This is a genomic window from Cohnella sp., assembly GCF_041641335.1.
GTDB lineage: Bacteria > Bacillota > Bacilli > Paenibacillales > Paenibacillaceae > Cohnella.
Genome location: NZ_JBEPYQ010000130.1, coordinates 1 through 16,718, shown reverse-complemented (window position 1 = coordinate 16,718; position 16,718 = coordinate 1). Strand labels below are relative to the sequence as shown.

Here is a 16,718-nt window from a genome sequence, read left to right as displayed (position 1 = left end):
ATCCCCTCGACTCAGAACGCCAGTGCGACAATACGTAGGTCTGCCCAGCTATGGCCATTATCCCCTCGACTCAGAACGCCAGTGCGACAATACGTAGGTCTGCCCAGCTATGGCCACTATCCCCTCGACTCAGAACGCCAGTGCGACAATGCGCAGATCTGCGCTGCTATGGCCATTATCCCCTCGACTCAGAACGGCAGTGCGACAATGCGCAGATCTGCGCTGCTATGGCCATTATCCCTTCCACTCAGAATGGCAGTGGGATAATAGATCAACTCACGCGGTTATGGTCGAATTTGTCGGATCGCTCTTAGTAGCTGCCTATTTTCATCATGATAGTTAGGGAGTAGGCGAATAAGATGTGCTTCTGAACGAAAGGGATAGTGGCTAAAAGAGGCTTGAGAGAGAAGCAGTAAGGTTCGAAGAGAGGTGCGGAGATATATATAGTCAGTGTTAACTGAACGAAAGGGATAATGGCTATAAGCGGGGCGCAAAGAGAAGGAAGCGAGGGGGCGGCTGAGCGAAGGGGATAACGGAGATAAGGGAGAGGCGAGGAGATTGTTTTGCATCCGGCAAAACAGTGCGTGTATAATGGGATTCATTGAGCTGCGATAAGGAGAGGAACGGATTTGCGCTGGCATGAATTGACCGTTCTGGCGACGGAATCGTCCCAGGAAATGGTGACGCACTATTTGACGGAATTGGGGGCGGGGGGCGTATCGGTCGAGGAGGCCTGGTCGCCGGATAAGCCGCGGGATACCAAATACGGCGAGGTGTACGATACGCCGCTGAACGATATAAGGCCGGGGTATGCGCTGTACAAGGCCTATTTTTCGGAAGATTGCGAGATAGAGCCGATTGCGGCCGAGCTGAAGACGCTGCTTGAAGAGCTGCCGGAATACGGATACGACGCCGGGGAGTTCACGGTTCACGTCGGCTCCGTTCACGAGGACGATTGGGCGAATGCATGGAAGCAGTTCTTCAAACCGGTAGCCGTTACGGAACGCCTCGTCATCAAGCCGACGTGGGAGGAGTACGAGCCGAAGGAAGGCGAGCTCATCATCGAGCTGGATCCCGGAATGGCTTTCGGCACGGGGACGCATCCGACGACGTCGCTCTGCCTGAAAGCGCTGGAAAGCGCGATCGACGGAGGAGAGCGGATCATCGACGTCGGCACCGGATCCGGCGTGCTCGCGATCGGGGCGATGAAGCTGGGCGCGGACAAGGTGCTGGCGCTCGATCTCGACCCGGTAGCGGTCAAATGCGCGAAGGAAAACATCGAGCTGAACGGCTACGAGAACGAGGTCGAGGTGAGACTCAGCGATCTGCTGGGCGTGCTCAGGGAGAGCGAAGGGGAGCAGGCAGACGGAGTAAAACCTCCGGTAGATCTCGTCGTCGCCAACATTCTCGCCGAGATCATATTGCTGTTTATCGCCGATGTCATGGACGTGCTTAAACCGGGCGGCCTGTATATCGCTTCCGGTATATTCAAGAATAAAGAAGAGGCAGTAGAAGCGGGTCTGCTCGCCGCAGGCTTCGAAATCGTCGACGTGCTGAGGCAGGAAGATTGGGTGGCGTTCGTCGCCGGCAAGCCGAAGGGGGAGGTCGAGTGAACTTTTTCTGGTTTCCGATCGAGCATCTGCCGATCATCATCCTGATCATGCTGATCGCGTTCAGCGTGCACGAATTCGCCCACGCCTGGACGGCATGGAAGTTCGGGGACGATACGGCTTACCGCGAAGGGCGGGTTACCTTAAATCCGATCGCCCATCTGGATTGGATCGGGATGCTGTTTCTCGTCATCGCCGGCTTCGGCTGGGCGAAGCCGGTTCCGGTTCGCCGGAGCAGGTTCAAGAACCCGCGCCAGATGAACATCATGGTGACGGCGGCGGGGCCGATCAGCAATTTGCTGCTTGCTTTTTTGCTTTTGTTCGTCTTTTATTTGCTCGGGGCGTTGAACGTTTTCGATAAGGCCTCGCCGGACTTTTTCAACAATATACTGACTTTCCTGAATTACTGGCTGAGCATCAATCTGGCCTTGTTCCTGTTCAACCTGCTCCCGGTGCCTCCGCTTGACGGCTATCGCATCGCGGAGGAGTTCCTGCCTCTGAAGACGAGAATGGTCATTCAGGAGAACAGTCAGTGGATTACGTTCGGGTTCTTGATCGTCGTCTTTGTTCCGCCGCTTCGCGAAGCGACGATCGGGCAGTTGATGCAGCTGAGATCGCCGATCGTGCAAGGGATGCAGTGGCTGCTCGGGCTCGTCTTCTAATGCCTGGATCTGACGGTGGCGAAAATAGCCCGAAAGCGTTATGATGAAGGTTGGAGTTTTCAGCGAGCGGGAGGCAGAGGCGGAATGCAGCGTTATTTCGTGCCGGAGGCGCAGATGGACGAACGGTCCGTCACGCTGGAAGGCGACGACGCGCGCCATGCGGCGGCCGTTATGCGGGCGAAGCCGGGAGACCGTTTCGTAGCCTGCAACGGAATCGGACGCGATGTCGTGGCGCGGATTGCGTCGGTGGATAAACATAAAGTGCAAGCGGATATTATCGAAGAGCTGGCCGTGTCCGCGGAGATGAGCTGGAAGGTTGACGTCGCCCAGAGCTTGCCGAAGGGAGACAAGCTGGAGACGGTCATCCAGAAGGGGACCGAAGCGGGGGCGGCGGCGTTCCTGCCGTTCTTGTCCCGGCGCACCGTCGTGCAGTACGACGAGCGCAAAGAGGCCAAGCGAATCGACCGTTGGCGGAAAATCGCCAAGGAAGCGGCGGAGCAGAGCCATCGCAGCGTCGTGCCGCGGATCGAGGCGGTCAACTCGTGGAAGGTTCTGCTGCAGAAGTTCGCCGAGTATGACCTGGTGCTGCTCTGCTATGAGGAAGAAGGCCGCTCCGGCATCGGCTTAAAGGATGCGCTGACTGCTTTCCGGCGGGAGCGAGAACCGGGTAATCCGGCATCGCCCAGCGTGCTCGTCGTCGTCGGTCCCGAGGGCGGCTTCGCCCCTGAGGAAGCGGAAGCGGCGATCGCCGCGGGAGCCCGGACGATCGGCCTGGGCAGAAGAATATTGCGGACGGAGACGGCGGCGCTATACGCGCTGGCCTGCCTCGCTTACGAGTCCGGAGAGTTAGGAGGAGACAACGATGCCTAGCGTGGCATTTTATACCCTTGGCTGCAAAGTCAACTTTTACGATACCGAAGCGATCTGGCAGCTGTTCAAGAACGAAGGGTACGAGCAGGTCGACTTCGAGCAGACGGCGGACGTCTACTTGATCAATACGTGTACGGTGACGAATACGGGGGACAAGAAGAGCCGCCAAATTATTCGCCGCGCCGTGCGCCGCAATCCGGACGCCGTCATCGCGGTGACGGGCTGCTACGCCCAGACTTCCCCTGCGGAAATCATGGCGATTCCGGGCGTAGACCTCGTCATCGGAACGCAGGATCGCGAGAAGCTGATGACGTTCATCTCGGACATTCAGAACGATCGCAAGCCGGTGAACGCCGTTCGCAACATTATGAAGACGCGGGAGTTCGAGGAGCTGGACGTGCCGAGCTTCACGGAGAAGACGCGCGCATTCCTGAAAATCCAGGAAGGCTGCAACAACTTCTGCACGTTCTGCATCATTCCGTGGTCCCGCGGCCTGTCCCGCAGCCGCAAGCCGGACAGCGTGCTGGAGCAGGCGCGTCAGCTTGTCGCCGCGGGCTACAAGGAAGTCGTCCTGACCGGCATTCACACCGGCGGCTACGGAGACGATCTGGAGAACTATCGACTGGCCAATCTGCTCGCCGATCTCGACAAGATCGACGGCCTGGAGCGCATTCGCATCAGCTCGATCGAAGCGAGTCAGATCGACGAGAAGATGATCGCCATTCTGAACAGCTCGCGCAAAATGTGCCGTCACCTGCACATCCCGCTGCAGGCGGGCGACGACGAAATTCTGAAAAGAATGCGTCGCAAATATACGACCGCCGAGTACGCGGAGAAAATCCGCCTGATTCAGAAAGCGATGCCGGGCGTCGCCATCACGACCGACGTGATCGTCGGTTTCCCGGGGGAGACCCGGGAGCAATTCGAGAACGGCTTCCGGTTCATGGAACAGATGAAGTTCGCGGAAATGCACGTATTCCCGTATTCGAAACGCACGGGAACGCCGGCGGCGCGCATGGACGATCAAGTCGACGAGGACGAGAAGCACGAACGCGTTCACCAATTGATCGATTTGTCCGAGCGCATGCAGGCCGAGTACGGCCGCGAGTGGGTCGGCAAGGCGCTCGAGGTTATTCCGGAGCGGAACGCCAAAGGCGACAACAACGGCACGATCTCCGGCTATACGGACAACTACTTGCAAGTCGAGTTCGCGGGAGATTCGTCCCTCATCGGCAAGCTGTGCCGCGTTCGGGTTACGGAATCCGGCGTGAACGAATGCCGCGGCGAGCTGCTCGAAGTGCTGGACTCCGGCTCCAGGCCGGTGGCCATGCAAGCTTAATCGCAGTCGGAATCGAAGATTTCACCGTAGGGCAGGCGGGCGTGCCGGCTTCCGCCTTGCGGTGAAATCTTTTTTTCGCGTACATAGGAGAGAGAACGGAGAGGAGAAGGGGCGGACGACGGAGAAGGAGTATTCCAGGACTTCCCCGCCTAAGCGGAAGTCGGATCGGAAGCCCCGCGTCTCCAGATAGGCAAGTAAGCAAGCGGCAGGGCGATCATGGAGCAAAGCACGTTAAAGATCGTCTGGGCGTGGGCGATCTGGGCGGACGGATCCCCGGGAGCGATCCAGGCGGCCGCGCCGTGAAGAGCGCCGATGAGCGGATAGAACAGGGCGGCGCCGCCGACGTTAAGCGCAAGCTGCGACAAGGCGACGAAGCGGCCGCCGGGGCCTCCGCCGAGAGAAGCGACAAGCCCGGTGAAGCAGGTGCCGACGTTGGCGCCGAGGACGATGGCGATACCAGCCTCAGGAGAGATCGCCCCGGCGGCCGCGAGCCCCATGCACATGGCGATGACCGCCGAGCTGGAATGGACGAGCGCCGTAATGACGGCGCCGCCCAGCACGCCCCACATCAGATTGTCGTACGTATGGCGCATTAAAGCTTCGAAGTAGCCGTTTTCCCGCAGGGCCGGCCCGATGCTTTGCAGCAGTTTAAATCCGACCAGCAGCAATCCGAAGCCGCCTGCCGCAACGGACACGTATCGCAGGCCCACGATGCGGCGAGGAGCGGAAGCGGGGGCGCGCATTTCGTTGGCCGCGAAGGAGACGATCCAGCCGGCGGCGCCGAAGGCCAGGAAGTAAATGCCGTATTGATGGAGTTGAAGGCTCATGAGCTCGGTCGTAAAACAGGTGCCGACGTTCGTGCCGAGGATGATGCCGAAGCTGCGGGCAAGGGTAAGCCAGCCCGCGTTGACGAACCCGATCGTGAGTACGGTGACGGCCGTGCTGCTCTGCAAGAGCGCGGATGCGACGGTGCCTACGGCGAAGCCTCTAAGCGGCGTCGAGGTGGACCTGGATACCCAGGAGACGAGCCGGTGTCCCGCCCACCGCTCCAATGATGCTTCCATAACCTTCATGCCAGACAGCAATAACGCGAACCCGAGCAAAGACGGGACGATCAGTTGAGCAAACATGTTACGCACCTCCCATTAACCCTATGCGGCAAGAGGACAAGTTTATGATCGGACAAGGAGTGGTTGGCCAATGAGTAGTCAAGCGTCAATATGGTTAAATAAAAGCAGGAGGCCCCGTCTGGAAGAGGGACATCCATGGATTTACGCGAACGAGATCGCCAAGACGGAAGGGGAGCCGACGCCCGGACAGCTGGTGGAAGTGAAGGATCACCGCGGGCAGCTGCTCGGCACCGGCTACTGGAACCCCGCATCGCAAATTACGGTTCGACTGGTCGCTTACGGTTCGCTGGAGCGGATGGACGAGGCGTTTTTCCGGAATAGGTTCGAACGCGCTCTTGCCCATCGCCGGCGTTTTGTCGGCGGGGACGAATCGTGCCGGCTCGTCTACGGAGAGGCGGATTTCCTGCCCGGGCTCGTCGTGGACCGCTTCGGCGGCGTGCTGGTCGTTCAGGTGCTGTCGCTCGGCATGGAGACGGCGAAGGAGGCGTGGCTGCCCGCGCTGATCGACGTGTTCAAGCCGCAAGGCGTGTACGAACGCAGCGACGTCGGAGTACGAACGCTGGAGGGACTGGAAGAAAGGAAGGGCGTGCTGTACGGGGACTGTCCGAGACACGTGGAGATCGAGGAAAACGGGCTTCGCGTCCAGGTGGATATCGAAGAGGGCCAGAAAACCGGTTATTTCTTCGATCAACGGGAAAACCGGGCGTCCGTCAAGCCGCTTATGCTCGGCTGGGGCGCGCGCAGCGGCATCAAGCTGACGGAGACGGAGTCCGAGGACGGCGTCAAAAGCCTGCAACCGGTGAACGAGAAAGGCAATATCGTCACGTTCCCGTATTGGGACGGCGCGACGGTGCTGGAATGCTTCGCGCATACGGGCAGCTTCACGCTGCATGCGTGCGCCTACGGAGCCAAGAAGGTGACCTGCCTCGATATTTCGGAGCATGCGCTGCAGACCGCCCGCCACAATGTCGAGATCAACGGCTTCTCCGATCGCGTGGAGTTCGCCGCGGCCGACGCCTTCGAATATTTGCGCCAGCAAGTCGCAGGCCGCGACGAGCGGCAAGCCAGAGCGAACGCCAAGGCGGCCGGTGTGAAGGTCGACACGTCCAAGCCGCTCGTCTCGGAAGGGCGGACGTGGGACGTCATCATCCTCGATCCTCCTGCTTTCGCGAAGACGAAGCGCGCGGTCGAAGCCGCATGCCGCGGGTACAAAGACATTAATCTGCATGCGATGAAGCTGCTGAACGAAGGCGGCTACCTGGTCACCGCCAGCTGTTCTTACCACGTCCGGCCCGACCTGTTCATGGAGACGATCCAGGAGGCGGCCAAGGATGCGGGAAAAATCATTCGGCGCGTCGAGTGGAGAGGGGCAGGCAAAGATCATCCGCAGCTCGCCGGGGTGGAGGAGGGCAATTATTTAAAGTTCGGCATTTTCGAGGTGCGCAGCCGCAAGGAACTGTAAAGCTGCTCTCGCTCCTGCGGAATTGTTAAGGAAATGTTAGCAAACTGCCGGATGAACTCAAGCCGTTTCGGGAACATTCCTAACGCCTCTGTTTTATGATGGTGTCAGAGGCAAGGAAACGGGAGGGTTGAGCATGGTGCACGAAGTGATCCTGTTCGGCAAACGAGCGGTTCCGCTCGAGAATCGGGCAAAGACGTCGAGCAGCCGCAGCCGTTTTAATACGCGCATGCGGGCGATGGCCGACGATCTGGAGTTTCGTCGCCGCTGGAAGCACGTCAGCTATATCGAGCTGTGGTCGGATGCGGCGATTTTCAAATACGACGACGGCACGAAGTGGTACATGAATATTTCGTAATCGCGCAAGCAAGCAAAAAGGCCCTGTTCTCCCGAAGAGAACAAGGCCTTTTATTCTATTCCTTCACTCCCGCGGGGGGAGCGGTCTGTTTCTCGAAGTCTTTGACGTAGTCGTCCACGACTTGAACTTCCATCATGCAGTTGTTCATCATGAACTTGAACACGCCGTTGTTGAAGTCGGTGCCGACTTCCTTGTAGAAGATGCCTTCGAACACATCGCTCTGCGTATGGTTGAAGCAGAGTCTGTATCCCTCGCGGTCTTCCTTGAGATAGGCGCGAATGCCTTTCTCGAAAAAGCCGTCCTGATTCGCGAGCTCTCTCGAGACGGAGATGACGTGCAGATCGACGAAAGGAATCTCGTTAAGCAATACGTTGATCAGAGATCCTTTGGTAATCTCTTTCCAGCGGCTCTGGGCGGTTTGTCCGATGATGAGCTGCGTAATATTGTGTTTCCTGGCCACTTCGCCGATGACTTTGGCAACGGGTCGGGACTCGTTGTATTTTACGATGAATTGTTCGGCTCCGTGCTCGCTTGCCAGACTTTTCCATTGTTCGATAAAATGAATTTTCTCGATATCCAGCTCGTCTTCTGGAAGCGGATCTATGGTCAGCACGTAGAGAGGACAGTCCAGCATGTTGGCAAGCTTACCGCCTCTGCGAATCAATCGCTCTCCATTAGGGCCGTAATAGACGCATACGAGTATGCTCTCATCCATTCTTCCGTTCTTCAATTTAACGATTCACCTCGTCTGAACTTTTAATGCCGGGTGATATCCAGAACGTCGAGTCGCATCCGGACATTGAATACAGCGTACATTTTTTGTTTGGTTCTGTCAATGCGTTTAGTGTATACTGTTACTAGTACAGTCACTGTTACTAGGATAGCCGTATTTCTGCGAATCAATCATGAAATCGGGTGGATAATAAGAGACAAATTGCTCAGGAGACCCGTCCGTTTCTTCCGATCGGCCATGCGTTTCCGCGAGCAGTCTGCATAAATCACAGTACAAGTAGGAGGTTCCAAGTTGTCGCTGTTGCATTTTGCTGTGCTGCTTCCTTTTCTGTACACCGTCTTCGTGCCTCTATTTTTCAAGAAGCTGCCCCGCGTTCATACGGGCTGGTTCGTCCTTATCGTTCCGTTGCTGCTGTTCGTTTATTTTGCCGCCCAATTTCCGCTTCGTTCAGGCTCGGCCCCTATGTTCCAATCCTTATCCTGGATTCCCTCGTTAGGCATCCGCTTCGATCTGCACTTGGACGGACTATCGATGCTGTTCGCTCTCATTATTACCGGCATCGGATTTTTGGTTATTGTATACTCCATTTATTACATGTCCAAAGAGCGCGAAGCGTTACATCATTTTTATATTTATTTGCTCATATTTATGGGAGCGATGCTCGGAATCGTATTGTCCGACAATCTCATGGTGCTGTACGTGTTCTGGGAGGCGACGAGCGTCTCGTCCTTCCTGCTTATCGCTTATTGGTTCCAGAGAAAAAGATCCCGCTACGGCGCGCAAAAAGCGATGCTGATCACCGTGACGGGCGGATTCGCCATGCTGCTCGGCTTCTTGATGCTGGGTTCGGCGGCGGGGACGTTCAGCATTCGAGAGATCGTTGCTATGAAGGAAATCATCGTGAACGATTCGCTGTTCATTCCGGCGATGCTGCTGGTGCTGCTAGGCGCATTTACGAAATCCGCTCAATTTCCGTTCCACATCTGGCTTCCGGATGCGATGGAAGCTCCCACGCCGATCAGCGCGTATTTGCACTCCGCGACAATGGTCAAAGCGGGAGTGTATCTGGTCGCGCGCATGACCCCGGTGTTCGGCGGGCATATGAGCTGGTTCTGGATCATTACGATCATCGGCATCGCAACCTTGTTCTGGGGCGCGTTCATGGCGATCCGGCAGTTCGACTTGAAGGCGCTGCTGGCTTACTCGACGATCAGCCAACTCGGGCTGATCATGTCGCTCCTGGGCATCGGATCGCTCGCGCTGCATACGAATTACGAAGCGCAGGCGATGCTGTTCTCGGGCGCCATCTTGGCCGCCGTCTTCCATCTGTTTAATCACTCCATCTTCAAAGGCTCCCTCTTCATGGTCGTCGGCATATTGGACCACGAGACGGGAACCCGCGATATCCGCAAGCTCGGCGGTCTGCTGAGCCTTATGCCCGTGTCGTTCTCCTTGACCATCATCGGCGGCCTGTCGATGGCGGGTCTTCCGCCGTTCAGCGGCTTCCTGAGCAAGGAAATGTTCTTTACAGGGGTGCTTACCGCCTATCAGCATATCGATCAGTGGGTCGTATTGCTGCCGATCGTCGCCTGGCTCGCCAGCGTATTTACTTTCGTGTACTGCCTCGTGTTCGTGTTCAAGACGTTTACGGGCACCTACCGTCCGGAGCGTCTGGACAAGAAGCCGCACGAAGCGCCTGCCGGCATGCTGGTCTCGCCGATCGTGCTGGCGACTCTCGTGCTCGTGATCTTCTTCTTCCCGAATCTGATTTCGTACACCCTTCTGGAGCCGGCGATGCGCTCCGTCTTGCCGAGCCTGCTGCAGCCGGGAGAAGTTTTTGAAGTAGACATCAAACCTTGGCACGGGTTCAACACCGAGCTGTTCATGACCATCGGCATCGTCGTCATGGGTTCGCTGCTGTACAAGACGTATAAGAAGTGGTCGGACATCTACTACAACCTGCCGCGCAAGTTCGATTTCAACTATATGTACGACAAGGGGTTAACGGGAGCGGAGCGGCTGTCCGCCCGGGTCACGAACTTCTATATGAACGGTTTTCTCCACAGCTATCTCAGTTATATTTTCACGTTCGTAATCATCGTCGTCGGGGGCTCTTTCCTGCTTCAGCGGGCGTTTGCCATCGACCCGTCCACCAACGCGGTCATCGAATGGCACGAATACTTGCTGGCCGTATCCATCGCGGTATCATCCGGATTTGTCCTGTTCGTCAACTCCAGGCTGACGTCGATCATCGGGGTGGGCGCGGTAGGCTATCTGGTATCGCTGCTGTTCGTCATTTTCCGGGCGCCGGATTTGGCTCTTACGCAGCTCGTCGTGGAGACGATCACGACCGCTCTGTTCCTGCTCTGCTTCTACTTCCTTCCGAAGCTGAAGACGGAAGTCGTCCGAATTCGCGTGAAGGCGTCCAATCTGCTCATCTCCATCGGCGTCGGGACGGTGTTTACCCTGATCGGAATTTCGGCGCAAAGCACGAATCCGTTCAAGCCGATTTCGCACTTCTTCCTGAATTCGTATGAGCTTTCGGGAGCCCGCAATATGGTCAACTCGATTCTCGTCGACTTTCGCGCTTTCGATACGATGCTGGAGAGCGTCGTTCTGTTTACCGCGGGCATAGGCGTCTATACGCTGATCAATCTCCGCAAGTCGAGGAGGGAGAAGCGTTGAAATTCTCGGATTTGATCTTGCAGACGGCGGCCAAAGTGCTGGTATTTATCATCATGACGTTCTCGATCTACATTCTTTTCGCTGGGCACCATAACCCCGGAGGGGGATTTATCGGCGGCTTGATTACCGCGTCGGCGCTCATGCTGCTCTACGTGGCGTTCGACGTGGAGACGATCCAGGAAATCATTCCCGTAGACTTTAAGGTGGTCGGAGCAATCGGCGCTCTGATGGCTCTGCTGACCGGCATCGGGGCCATTGTGGCGGACGAGCCGTTTCTGACCCAGGTGTACCGGTACGTCGATCTGCCCCTTCTGGGCAAGACGGGCATCGGCAGCGCCCTCGTGTTCGATCTTGGCGTCTACTTCGCCGTTATCGGCACGACGATGACGATTATTAGAAGCATTAGCGAGGATATGTAATATGGAAACTTTAATGACGATTACCGCAGGCGTTCTATTCACCGTCGGCACTTATCTCATCTTAAGCAAAACCCTCCTGCGCATCATTATGGGGATGTCGTTGTTTACGCACGGCGTCCATATTATGCTCATGGCGATCAACGGATTGAAACGCGGTGCCGCACCGCTGCTCGGGGAAGAAGCGGAGAGCTACACCGACCCCGTGCCGCAAGCGCTCATTCTGACTTCCATCGTGATCAGCTTTTCGCTTACCGCATTTTCTCTCGTGCTGGCCTACCGAACTTACAAAGAACATGGCACGGACGATGTGGAGCAGCTAAGGGGACAAGAAAATGACTAATCTGGCCGTGTTACCGATCGTCACGCCATTGCTGTTCGGCGTGCTGTTGTTTTTCGTCCGTTACCGCATTCGGCTCCAGATGGGCCTGGCGACCGCGGGGACGCTCGCCACGCTGATCTTCTCGGCGCAGCTCGCGCATACCGTGTCCAAGAACGGCATACAGGTGCTGCACGTGGGCGGCTGGGAAGCGCCTTACGGAATTCCGCTCGTCGCGGATATGCTGGCGGCCATTCTCGTCACGATTTCCTCCGTCGTAACGCTTGCCTGCCTGCTGTACGCTTTTCACGCGCTTGACGACGAGCGCAAAAGAAATTACGTTTTTCCGCTCATGATGATTTTGCTGTGCGGGGTTAACGGTTCGTTTTTGACCGGGGACATTTTTAATTTGTTCGTCTTTTTCGAAGTGATGCTGCTGGCCTCCTACGTCTTGCTCAGCTTGGGCGGGGGCAGAATCCAGCTGAGGGAGACGATCAAATATGTCGTTATTAATATTATCGCGTCTAGCTTGTTCGTTATCGCGATCGCGTATTTGTATTCGATTACCGGAACGCTCAACATAGCGCATATCGCCCAGCGAATCGCCGAGCTCGGACAGAACGGGCTGACGACGACGGTCTCGCTGCTGTTCCTTACCGTGTTCGGGCTGAAGTCCGCGCTGTTCCTGTTCTTCTGGCTTCCGGGATCGTACAGCGCGCCGCCGGCGCCGATCGCCGCCCTGTTCGCCGCTCTGCTGACGAAGGTGGGCATTTACAGCATCATTCGCACGTTCACGCTGATTTTTCCCCATCAGCCTCAAATCACGCACGAAATCATCCTGTGGCTTGCGGGATTGACGATGCTCCTCGGAGCGCTGGGCGTCATCGCCTACTGGCGGATCAAGCAGATTCTCGCCTACAACGTCATCGTGTCGGTCGGCTTTATTCTGTTCGGCGTAGGCGTCGCTTCGGAAACGGCCTTGAGCGGGGCCGTCTACTATTTGATCCACGATATGATCGCCAAGGCGCTGATCTTTATTCTGGGGGGGGCCATCATCAGCATCGCCGGCACCGACAAGCTTCGCGAGATCAGCGGTCTGATCCACTTCCGTCCGATACTCGGTTGGCTGTTTTTCCTGTCCGCCCTGGCTCTTGCGGGGGTTCCGCCGCTCAGCGGCTTCGTAGGCAAAGTGATGATTCTCCAAGGCGGCGTGCAGGCGAAGGCGTTCGTCATGGTGGCCCTCGGTCTGCTGTCGAGCTTGCTCGTGCTGTACTCGGTGATGAAGGTGTTCATCAACAGCTTCTGGGGCGAGACGCTTCTGAGTGAAGGCGAGGAGAAGTCGACGGGCAAGGGAGCGCTTCTGCCGAGCTTGATTCTGGCCGCTCTCGTCGTCGGCTTCGGACTGGGCGCGGAGGAGATCTTGGCCTATGTTCGTCAAGCCGTCGAACCGCTCGTGGATCCGTCCATCTATATCGAGGCGGTACTATCATAGGGATACGGACGGTTGCGGTCCGAAGAAGGAAGTGAAATGAGATGACGATGCAAATTTTGCTCAATCTGCTGATCGCCATGGTATGGATGCTGCTCCACGACGTATGGAACACGCTTACGTTTACCGTCGGTTTTATTTTGGGCTTCTTCATTATCTATTCGTTCAGAAGATTTTTTCCGACCCCCTTCTACGGAAGAAAGCTATGGGCCATCCTTAAGCTGATCTACTTGTTCGGGATCGATCTGATGATGTCCAGCATCGTCGTAATCGGTCAGGTGATTCGTCCGAGGCTGAACATCCAGCCGGGCATCTTCAAGATGGAGACGAAGCTGAAGACGGAGTGGGAGCTCGCGATGCTCGTCAACCTGCTGACGCTGACGCCGGGTTCCGTCGTCATGGAGATCGCTCCGGAGGAAGGCGTCCTGTACGTCCACGCGATGGATTTGAAGCGGAACAAGCCGTCGGTCATCAAAACGAAAAACAAGCTAGAGGATGTTATTATCGAGGTGATGCGCTAATGTTCGATACGATGCTCAAGTTGTCGATGTTTCTGCTGACGGTGTCCATCGTCATCGCCCTTTATCGCGTCATTAAGGGGCCGTCCTTGTCCGATCGCATTTTGGCGCTCGATTCGATAGGCTACAACGTCATCGGGATCGTAGCGGTATTGTCGATGCTGCTGAATTCGCACGCTTATTTGGAAACGATCTTGCTGATCGGGATTTTGGCTTTTCTAAGCACTGTCGCGTTGTGCAAGTTTTTGGAAAGGGGCGTCGTCATTGAGCGCAAAAGAAATCATTGAAGCGGTCGTGCTGGTCATGGTCACTATCGGGACGTTGATGAACTTGCTCAGCTCGCTCGGCTTTATCCGGCTTCCCGACGTCTACAACCGCTCGCATGCCGTGACGAAAAGCGTGACGCTCGGCATTTTGTTTATTTTGCTCGGAACGTTCATTCATTTCCTGTTCGTCGACGATTATTTCAGCGTCCGGCTGCTGCTGGGCATCGTGTTCGTCTTCCTGACGGCGCCCGTGACCGGTCATCTGATCGTCCGATCCGCTTACCGGTTCGGCGTCAAGCTGTCGGATACGAGCATCAAGGACGAACTGGCCGAAGACCTGGAGCGGGCTAAGAAGAAGGAAGCTCGGACGGAAGGGACTTGAGGAGGGAGATGGCAGGGGAAGATCGGTTAAAAAGATTGCGGAGTAAACGCTGAGGGGAGCCTTGGCGTTTTTTTTTGTGACATATCAGAAAGACCACTCCTGTTAATGAAGTAATTTGCCCTTTGAAAATAAAAAGCGCCTTTTGTATGCTGGGTCTCGGAATGGTGGCCATTCACTGCCCTAATTGAAGGGGGATACTCTACATGAAGTATAAGCTGAAGCAGAAACAGAAACGGATTACACGAATTTCCGAATCAACATGGGTAGTTGGTGCAGATATTTCCAAGAAGGTTCATGTCGCTCGTGCGGTAGATTTTCGCGGGATCGAGCTTGGCAAAGACTGTGTCTTCCACAATGGTGCAGAAGGGTTGACGAAGCGATCGACGTGGATAAAGGAACTCAAGCAAGCACACAGCAAGACGAAATCGTGTTTGGCATCGAGCCTACCGGACACTACGGGTTCCCTCTCGCAGCATTCTTGCAAAAGCAAGGCATTGAAGTCGTTGTTGTCGTTAATCCGTCTCATGTGAACAAAACGAAAGAGCTTGAGGACAATTTTAAGATTCCCAATTCTCCATTGATCAGATAACAATCGTTAGATCTTGTAACAATTGCGGTTTTGGCTACGTCTGAACTTATAACATTATCTCTCCACCTCCGCCCGAATCCTCCTCAAAGATACTTTTCAAAAAAAATATAGGATATGCTGTCAGATTTTAGATGTTTATTACGTTATTAAAGGTAGACACCAAGAAACTATACTCGGGAGTAGCACAAATCCTTTTCAATCAAGGGGGGGGGCTTTTACGGCAGATACTTTATTGTACTATCAGTAGTCGGCAGAACAGTTGATTATTATCACCCATTAAAGACTTGGAGGTAAGATAATGAAGCGATTTATTCTTTCCATTCTATCCACTCTGCTTGTTGTCAGTACAGTAATCGGAATTACTTCGGCTGCTGAGGACCGGAGTCCAAGCGCAGAGTTAGTGGCCCGAGAACGATTGGAACAAAAGGCGATTGAAAACAATATCCAACTGCAAAAAGCACTGGAGCTTAACAAGAGCGCCAATGATTCGTATGCCGGCGTTTACATTGACGATGAAGGTATTTTAAATGTAAACGTTGTTGGGGATGTTGCAAAACTCAAAACTCTGACCGCAGCCGAAGATGTAAAGTATCATCAGGTAAAATACACCTATGCAGAGCTTGAAAAGGGACTGCTCGCCTTGCAAGACAAGCTGTCAGAATTGAATATCTCACAAGTCGGTATTGATGAAATACAAAACAAGCTCTCTATTCATGTGAAAGAGCTGGATGATCAAAAGATTCAAGCCATCAGCAAATATATCGATCCGGAAATTGCTGACTTTCATAAGGCTGTAGGGGAATTGGTCTTTACCGCTGATATTCTCAATGGTTCGGCGTTAGACCTGGGGCTTACAGTTGGCTTTGGTGCAAAGGATGCAAGCGGAAATGATGGATTTGTAACCGCAGGACACGGGGTCTTTTCGAATGGAACTGCTGCAAAAATTGGCAGCAATACTGTAGCTCATCAAAGCTCAACTTACTTCGGTGCTGCCGTCGATGCAGCCTTCTTCAAGGCGTATAAAGGCTGGTGGGTCTGGGAAACTGATTATTTTGGTTCCAAAAAGTTTACAAATGGAGACACCTATAATTATGCACTAACGGATACGTCAAACTTGATTGTAGGTAAGACAATATATGCTTACGGCGCTGTATCGGGTAAACAAACAGGAACCATTCAGGCTGTAAATGTAACATACGACGCGCAAAAGCCGAATGGATCAACGGTCACAATTACCAACGGTGTTCGAGCCAATTATAAAGCTGTCCACGGCGATAGCGGTGCTGGCGTAGCATATTACCGGTATATAGGAAGTGCAAGTGCAGATTATGCCATTACGGGTGTTCAATCTGCTAGCATATTGGTAGGAGGCGCTTGGGTCCCTGGTACTTCCTCGTCGTATTTTACACGTGTTGATAAAATATTCACTACCTTAAATCTCTCCAATTTGTAAGTGCCTATGTTGCTACCGACCGTTAAATTTTCCTTAACGGTCGGTTTGTTCATCTGTTATCCATCATTCAAAGTAAATCAACTCAGCTAATTGCATACCTTTACAAATGGGGGGACGACGTTGAAGATTAACAAGTTAAGCTTCACAATTATTCTCATTCTTATCTTTATCGTGGTGTTATGGTTTGTTCAAAACCAACCTAAACAAAAATCAGGTGGTGATAATTTGTCGCAGGACAAATTTGAACAAGGTATTCAACCAGAGGCGGATAATCTTAAATTTGTTGAAGAACTAAGAAAAAATCATCCCGATAGGTTCGCAGGGGCGTATCTTGACGATCACGGAGTTCTGAATATTAACTTGGTAACGGGGGTTGCTCCAACAGAACTAAATATTGATATCTCGAAAATAAAGGTTCATTACGTTGAATATTCTTATAA

At 54.5% G+C, this 16,718-nt stretch carries 17 protein-coding genes and 1 pseudogene; 16 read left to right on the top strand and 2 right to left on the bottom strand.

Annotated elements, in window-relative coordinates; genetic code table 11:
- Positions 1-629: 629 nt before the first annotated feature.
- The 4 genes from prmA to mtaB all read left to right on the top strand — a co-directional run bounded on the left by prmA (position 630) and on the right by mtaB (position 4,481).
- The gene (gene prmA / locus ACESLM_RS28185; RefSeq protein WP_372637429.1) at positions 630-1,613 is read left to right on the top strand and encodes a 50S ribosomal protein L11 methyltransferase; all 984 of its coding nucleotides are present in this window, start codon (positions 630-632) and stop codon (positions 1,611-1,613) included.
- The gene (locus ACESLM_RS28180) at positions 1,610-2,272 is read left to right on the top strand and encodes a site-2 protease family protein (RefSeq protein WP_094041691.1); all 663 of its coding nucleotides are present in this window, start codon (positions 1,610-1,612) and stop codon (positions 2,270-2,272) included. Before prmA ends, ACESLM_RS28180 begins: the two co-directional genes overlap by 4 nt.
- A gap of 84 nt (positions 2,273-2,356) precedes the next feature.
- Positions 2,357-3,142, top strand: coding sequence for a 16S rRNA (uracil(1498)-N(3))-methyltransferase (locus ACESLM_RS28175; RefSeq protein ID WP_372637426.1), 786 nt, complete (start codon positions 2,357-2,359; stop codon positions 3,140-3,142).
- Entirely contained in the window at positions 3,135-4,481 is a 1,347-nt protein-coding gene (gene mtaB / locus ACESLM_RS28170) for a tRNA (N(6)-L-threonylcarbamoyladenosine(37)-C(2))-methylthiotransferase MtaB (RefSeq protein ID WP_372637423.1), read from the top strand. Before ACESLM_RS28175 ends, mtaB begins: the two co-directional genes overlap by 8 nt.
- 149 nt (positions 4,482-4,630) lie before the next feature.
- Here the strand turns inward: mtaB and ACESLM_RS28165 are convergent, their stop codons facing one another.
- Complete coding sequence (locus ACESLM_RS28165; protein ID WP_372637420.1) at positions 4,631-5,611, bottom strand: Na/Pi cotransporter family protein; 981 nt, start codon at positions 5,609-5,611, stop codon at positions 4,631-4,633.
- 70 nt (positions 5,612-5,681) lie between these two features.
- Between ACESLM_RS28165 and ACESLM_RS28160 the strand changes: the two genes are divergently transcribed.
- A complete protein-coding gene (locus ACESLM_RS28160; protein WP_372637418.1) occupies positions 5,682-7,073 on the top strand; it encodes a class I SAM-dependent rRNA methyltransferase in 1,392 nt (463 codons plus the stop codon).
- Positions 7,074-7,206: 133 nt separating this feature from the next.
- Positions 7,207-7,428 (top strand): hypothetical protein, encoded by a 222-nt coding sequence (locus tag ACESLM_RS28155; protein WP_094041686.1) that lies wholly within the window; start codon positions 7,207-7,209, stop codon positions 7,426-7,428.
- 55 nt (positions 7,429-7,483) lie between these two features.
- Here ACESLM_RS28155 and ACESLM_RS28150 read toward each other — a convergent pair whose 3' ends face one another.
- Entirely contained in the window at positions 7,484-8,143 is a 660-nt protein-coding gene (locus ACESLM_RS28150) for an adenine nucleotide alpha hydrolase family protein (protein WP_372637432.1), read from the bottom strand.
- Between the two features lie 309 nt (positions 8,144-8,452).
- Here ACESLM_RS28150 and ACESLM_RS28145 point away from each other — a divergent pair, with 309 nt between their 5' ends.
- The 10 genes and pseudogenes from ACESLM_RS28145 to ACESLM_RS28100 form a co-directional block, all read left to right on the top strand.
- A complete protein-coding gene (locus ACESLM_RS28145; RefSeq protein WP_372637416.1) occupies positions 8,453-10,846 on the top strand; it encodes a Na+/H+ antiporter subunit A in 2,394 nt (797 codons plus the stop codon).
- Complete coding sequence (locus ACESLM_RS28140; protein WP_372637414.1) at positions 10,843-11,265, top strand: Na(+)/H(+) antiporter subunit B; 423 nt, start codon at positions 10,843-10,845, stop codon at positions 11,263-11,265. The genes ACESLM_RS28145 and ACESLM_RS28140 overlap by 4 nt, the downstream gene beginning before the upstream one ends.
- Position 11,266: 1 nt before the next feature.
- Positions 11,267-11,605 carry a Na(+)/H(+) antiporter subunit C gene (locus tag ACESLM_RS28135; protein ID WP_094041683.1) on the top strand — a complete coding sequence of 113 codons (339 nt, stop codon included), beginning with the start codon at positions 11,267-11,269 and terminating at the stop codon, positions 11,603-11,605.
- Complete coding sequence (locus ACESLM_RS28130; RefSeq protein WP_372637411.1) at positions 11,598-13,073, top strand: Na+/H+ antiporter subunit D; 1,476 nt, start codon at positions 11,598-11,600, stop codon at positions 13,071-13,073. Before ACESLM_RS28135 ends, ACESLM_RS28130 begins: the two co-directional genes overlap by 8 nt.
- 41 nt (positions 13,074-13,114) lie before the next feature.
- Positions 13,115-13,591, top strand: a complete 477-nt coding sequence (locus tag ACESLM_RS28125; RefSeq protein ID WP_372637408.1) for a Na+/H+ antiporter subunit E — start codon at positions 13,115-13,117, stop codon at positions 13,589-13,591.
- Positions 13,591-13,875: a Na(+)/H(+) antiporter subunit F1 gene (locus tag ACESLM_RS28120; protein WP_372637405.1), complete on the top strand. Its 285-nt coding sequence runs from the start codon at positions 13,591-13,593 to the stop codon at positions 13,873-13,875. Before ACESLM_RS28125 ends, ACESLM_RS28120 begins: the two co-directional genes overlap by 1 nt.
- Entirely contained in the window at positions 13,853-14,236 is a 384-nt protein-coding gene (mnhG, locus tag ACESLM_RS28115) for a monovalent cation/H(+) antiporter subunit G (RefSeq protein WP_372637402.1), read from the top strand. Before ACESLM_RS28120 ends, mnhG begins: the two co-directional genes overlap by 23 nt.
- A 203-nt stretch (positions 14,237-14,439) precedes the next feature.
- Positions 14,440-14,807 (top strand): annotated as a pseudogene (locus ACESLM_RS28110) (IS110 family transposase); the annotation flags it as partial.
- 316 nt (positions 14,808-15,123) lie between these two features.
- Positions 15,124-16,278, top strand: a complete 1,155-nt coding sequence (locus ACESLM_RS28105; protein WP_372637396.1) for a chymotrypsin family serine protease — start codon at positions 15,124-15,126, stop codon at positions 16,276-16,278.
- Positions 16,279-16,398: 120 nt separating this feature from the next.
- The coding region (locus ACESLM_RS28100; RefSeq protein ID WP_372637394.1) for a hypothetical protein at positions 16,399-16,718 on the top strand (320 nt) is incomplete at its 3' end.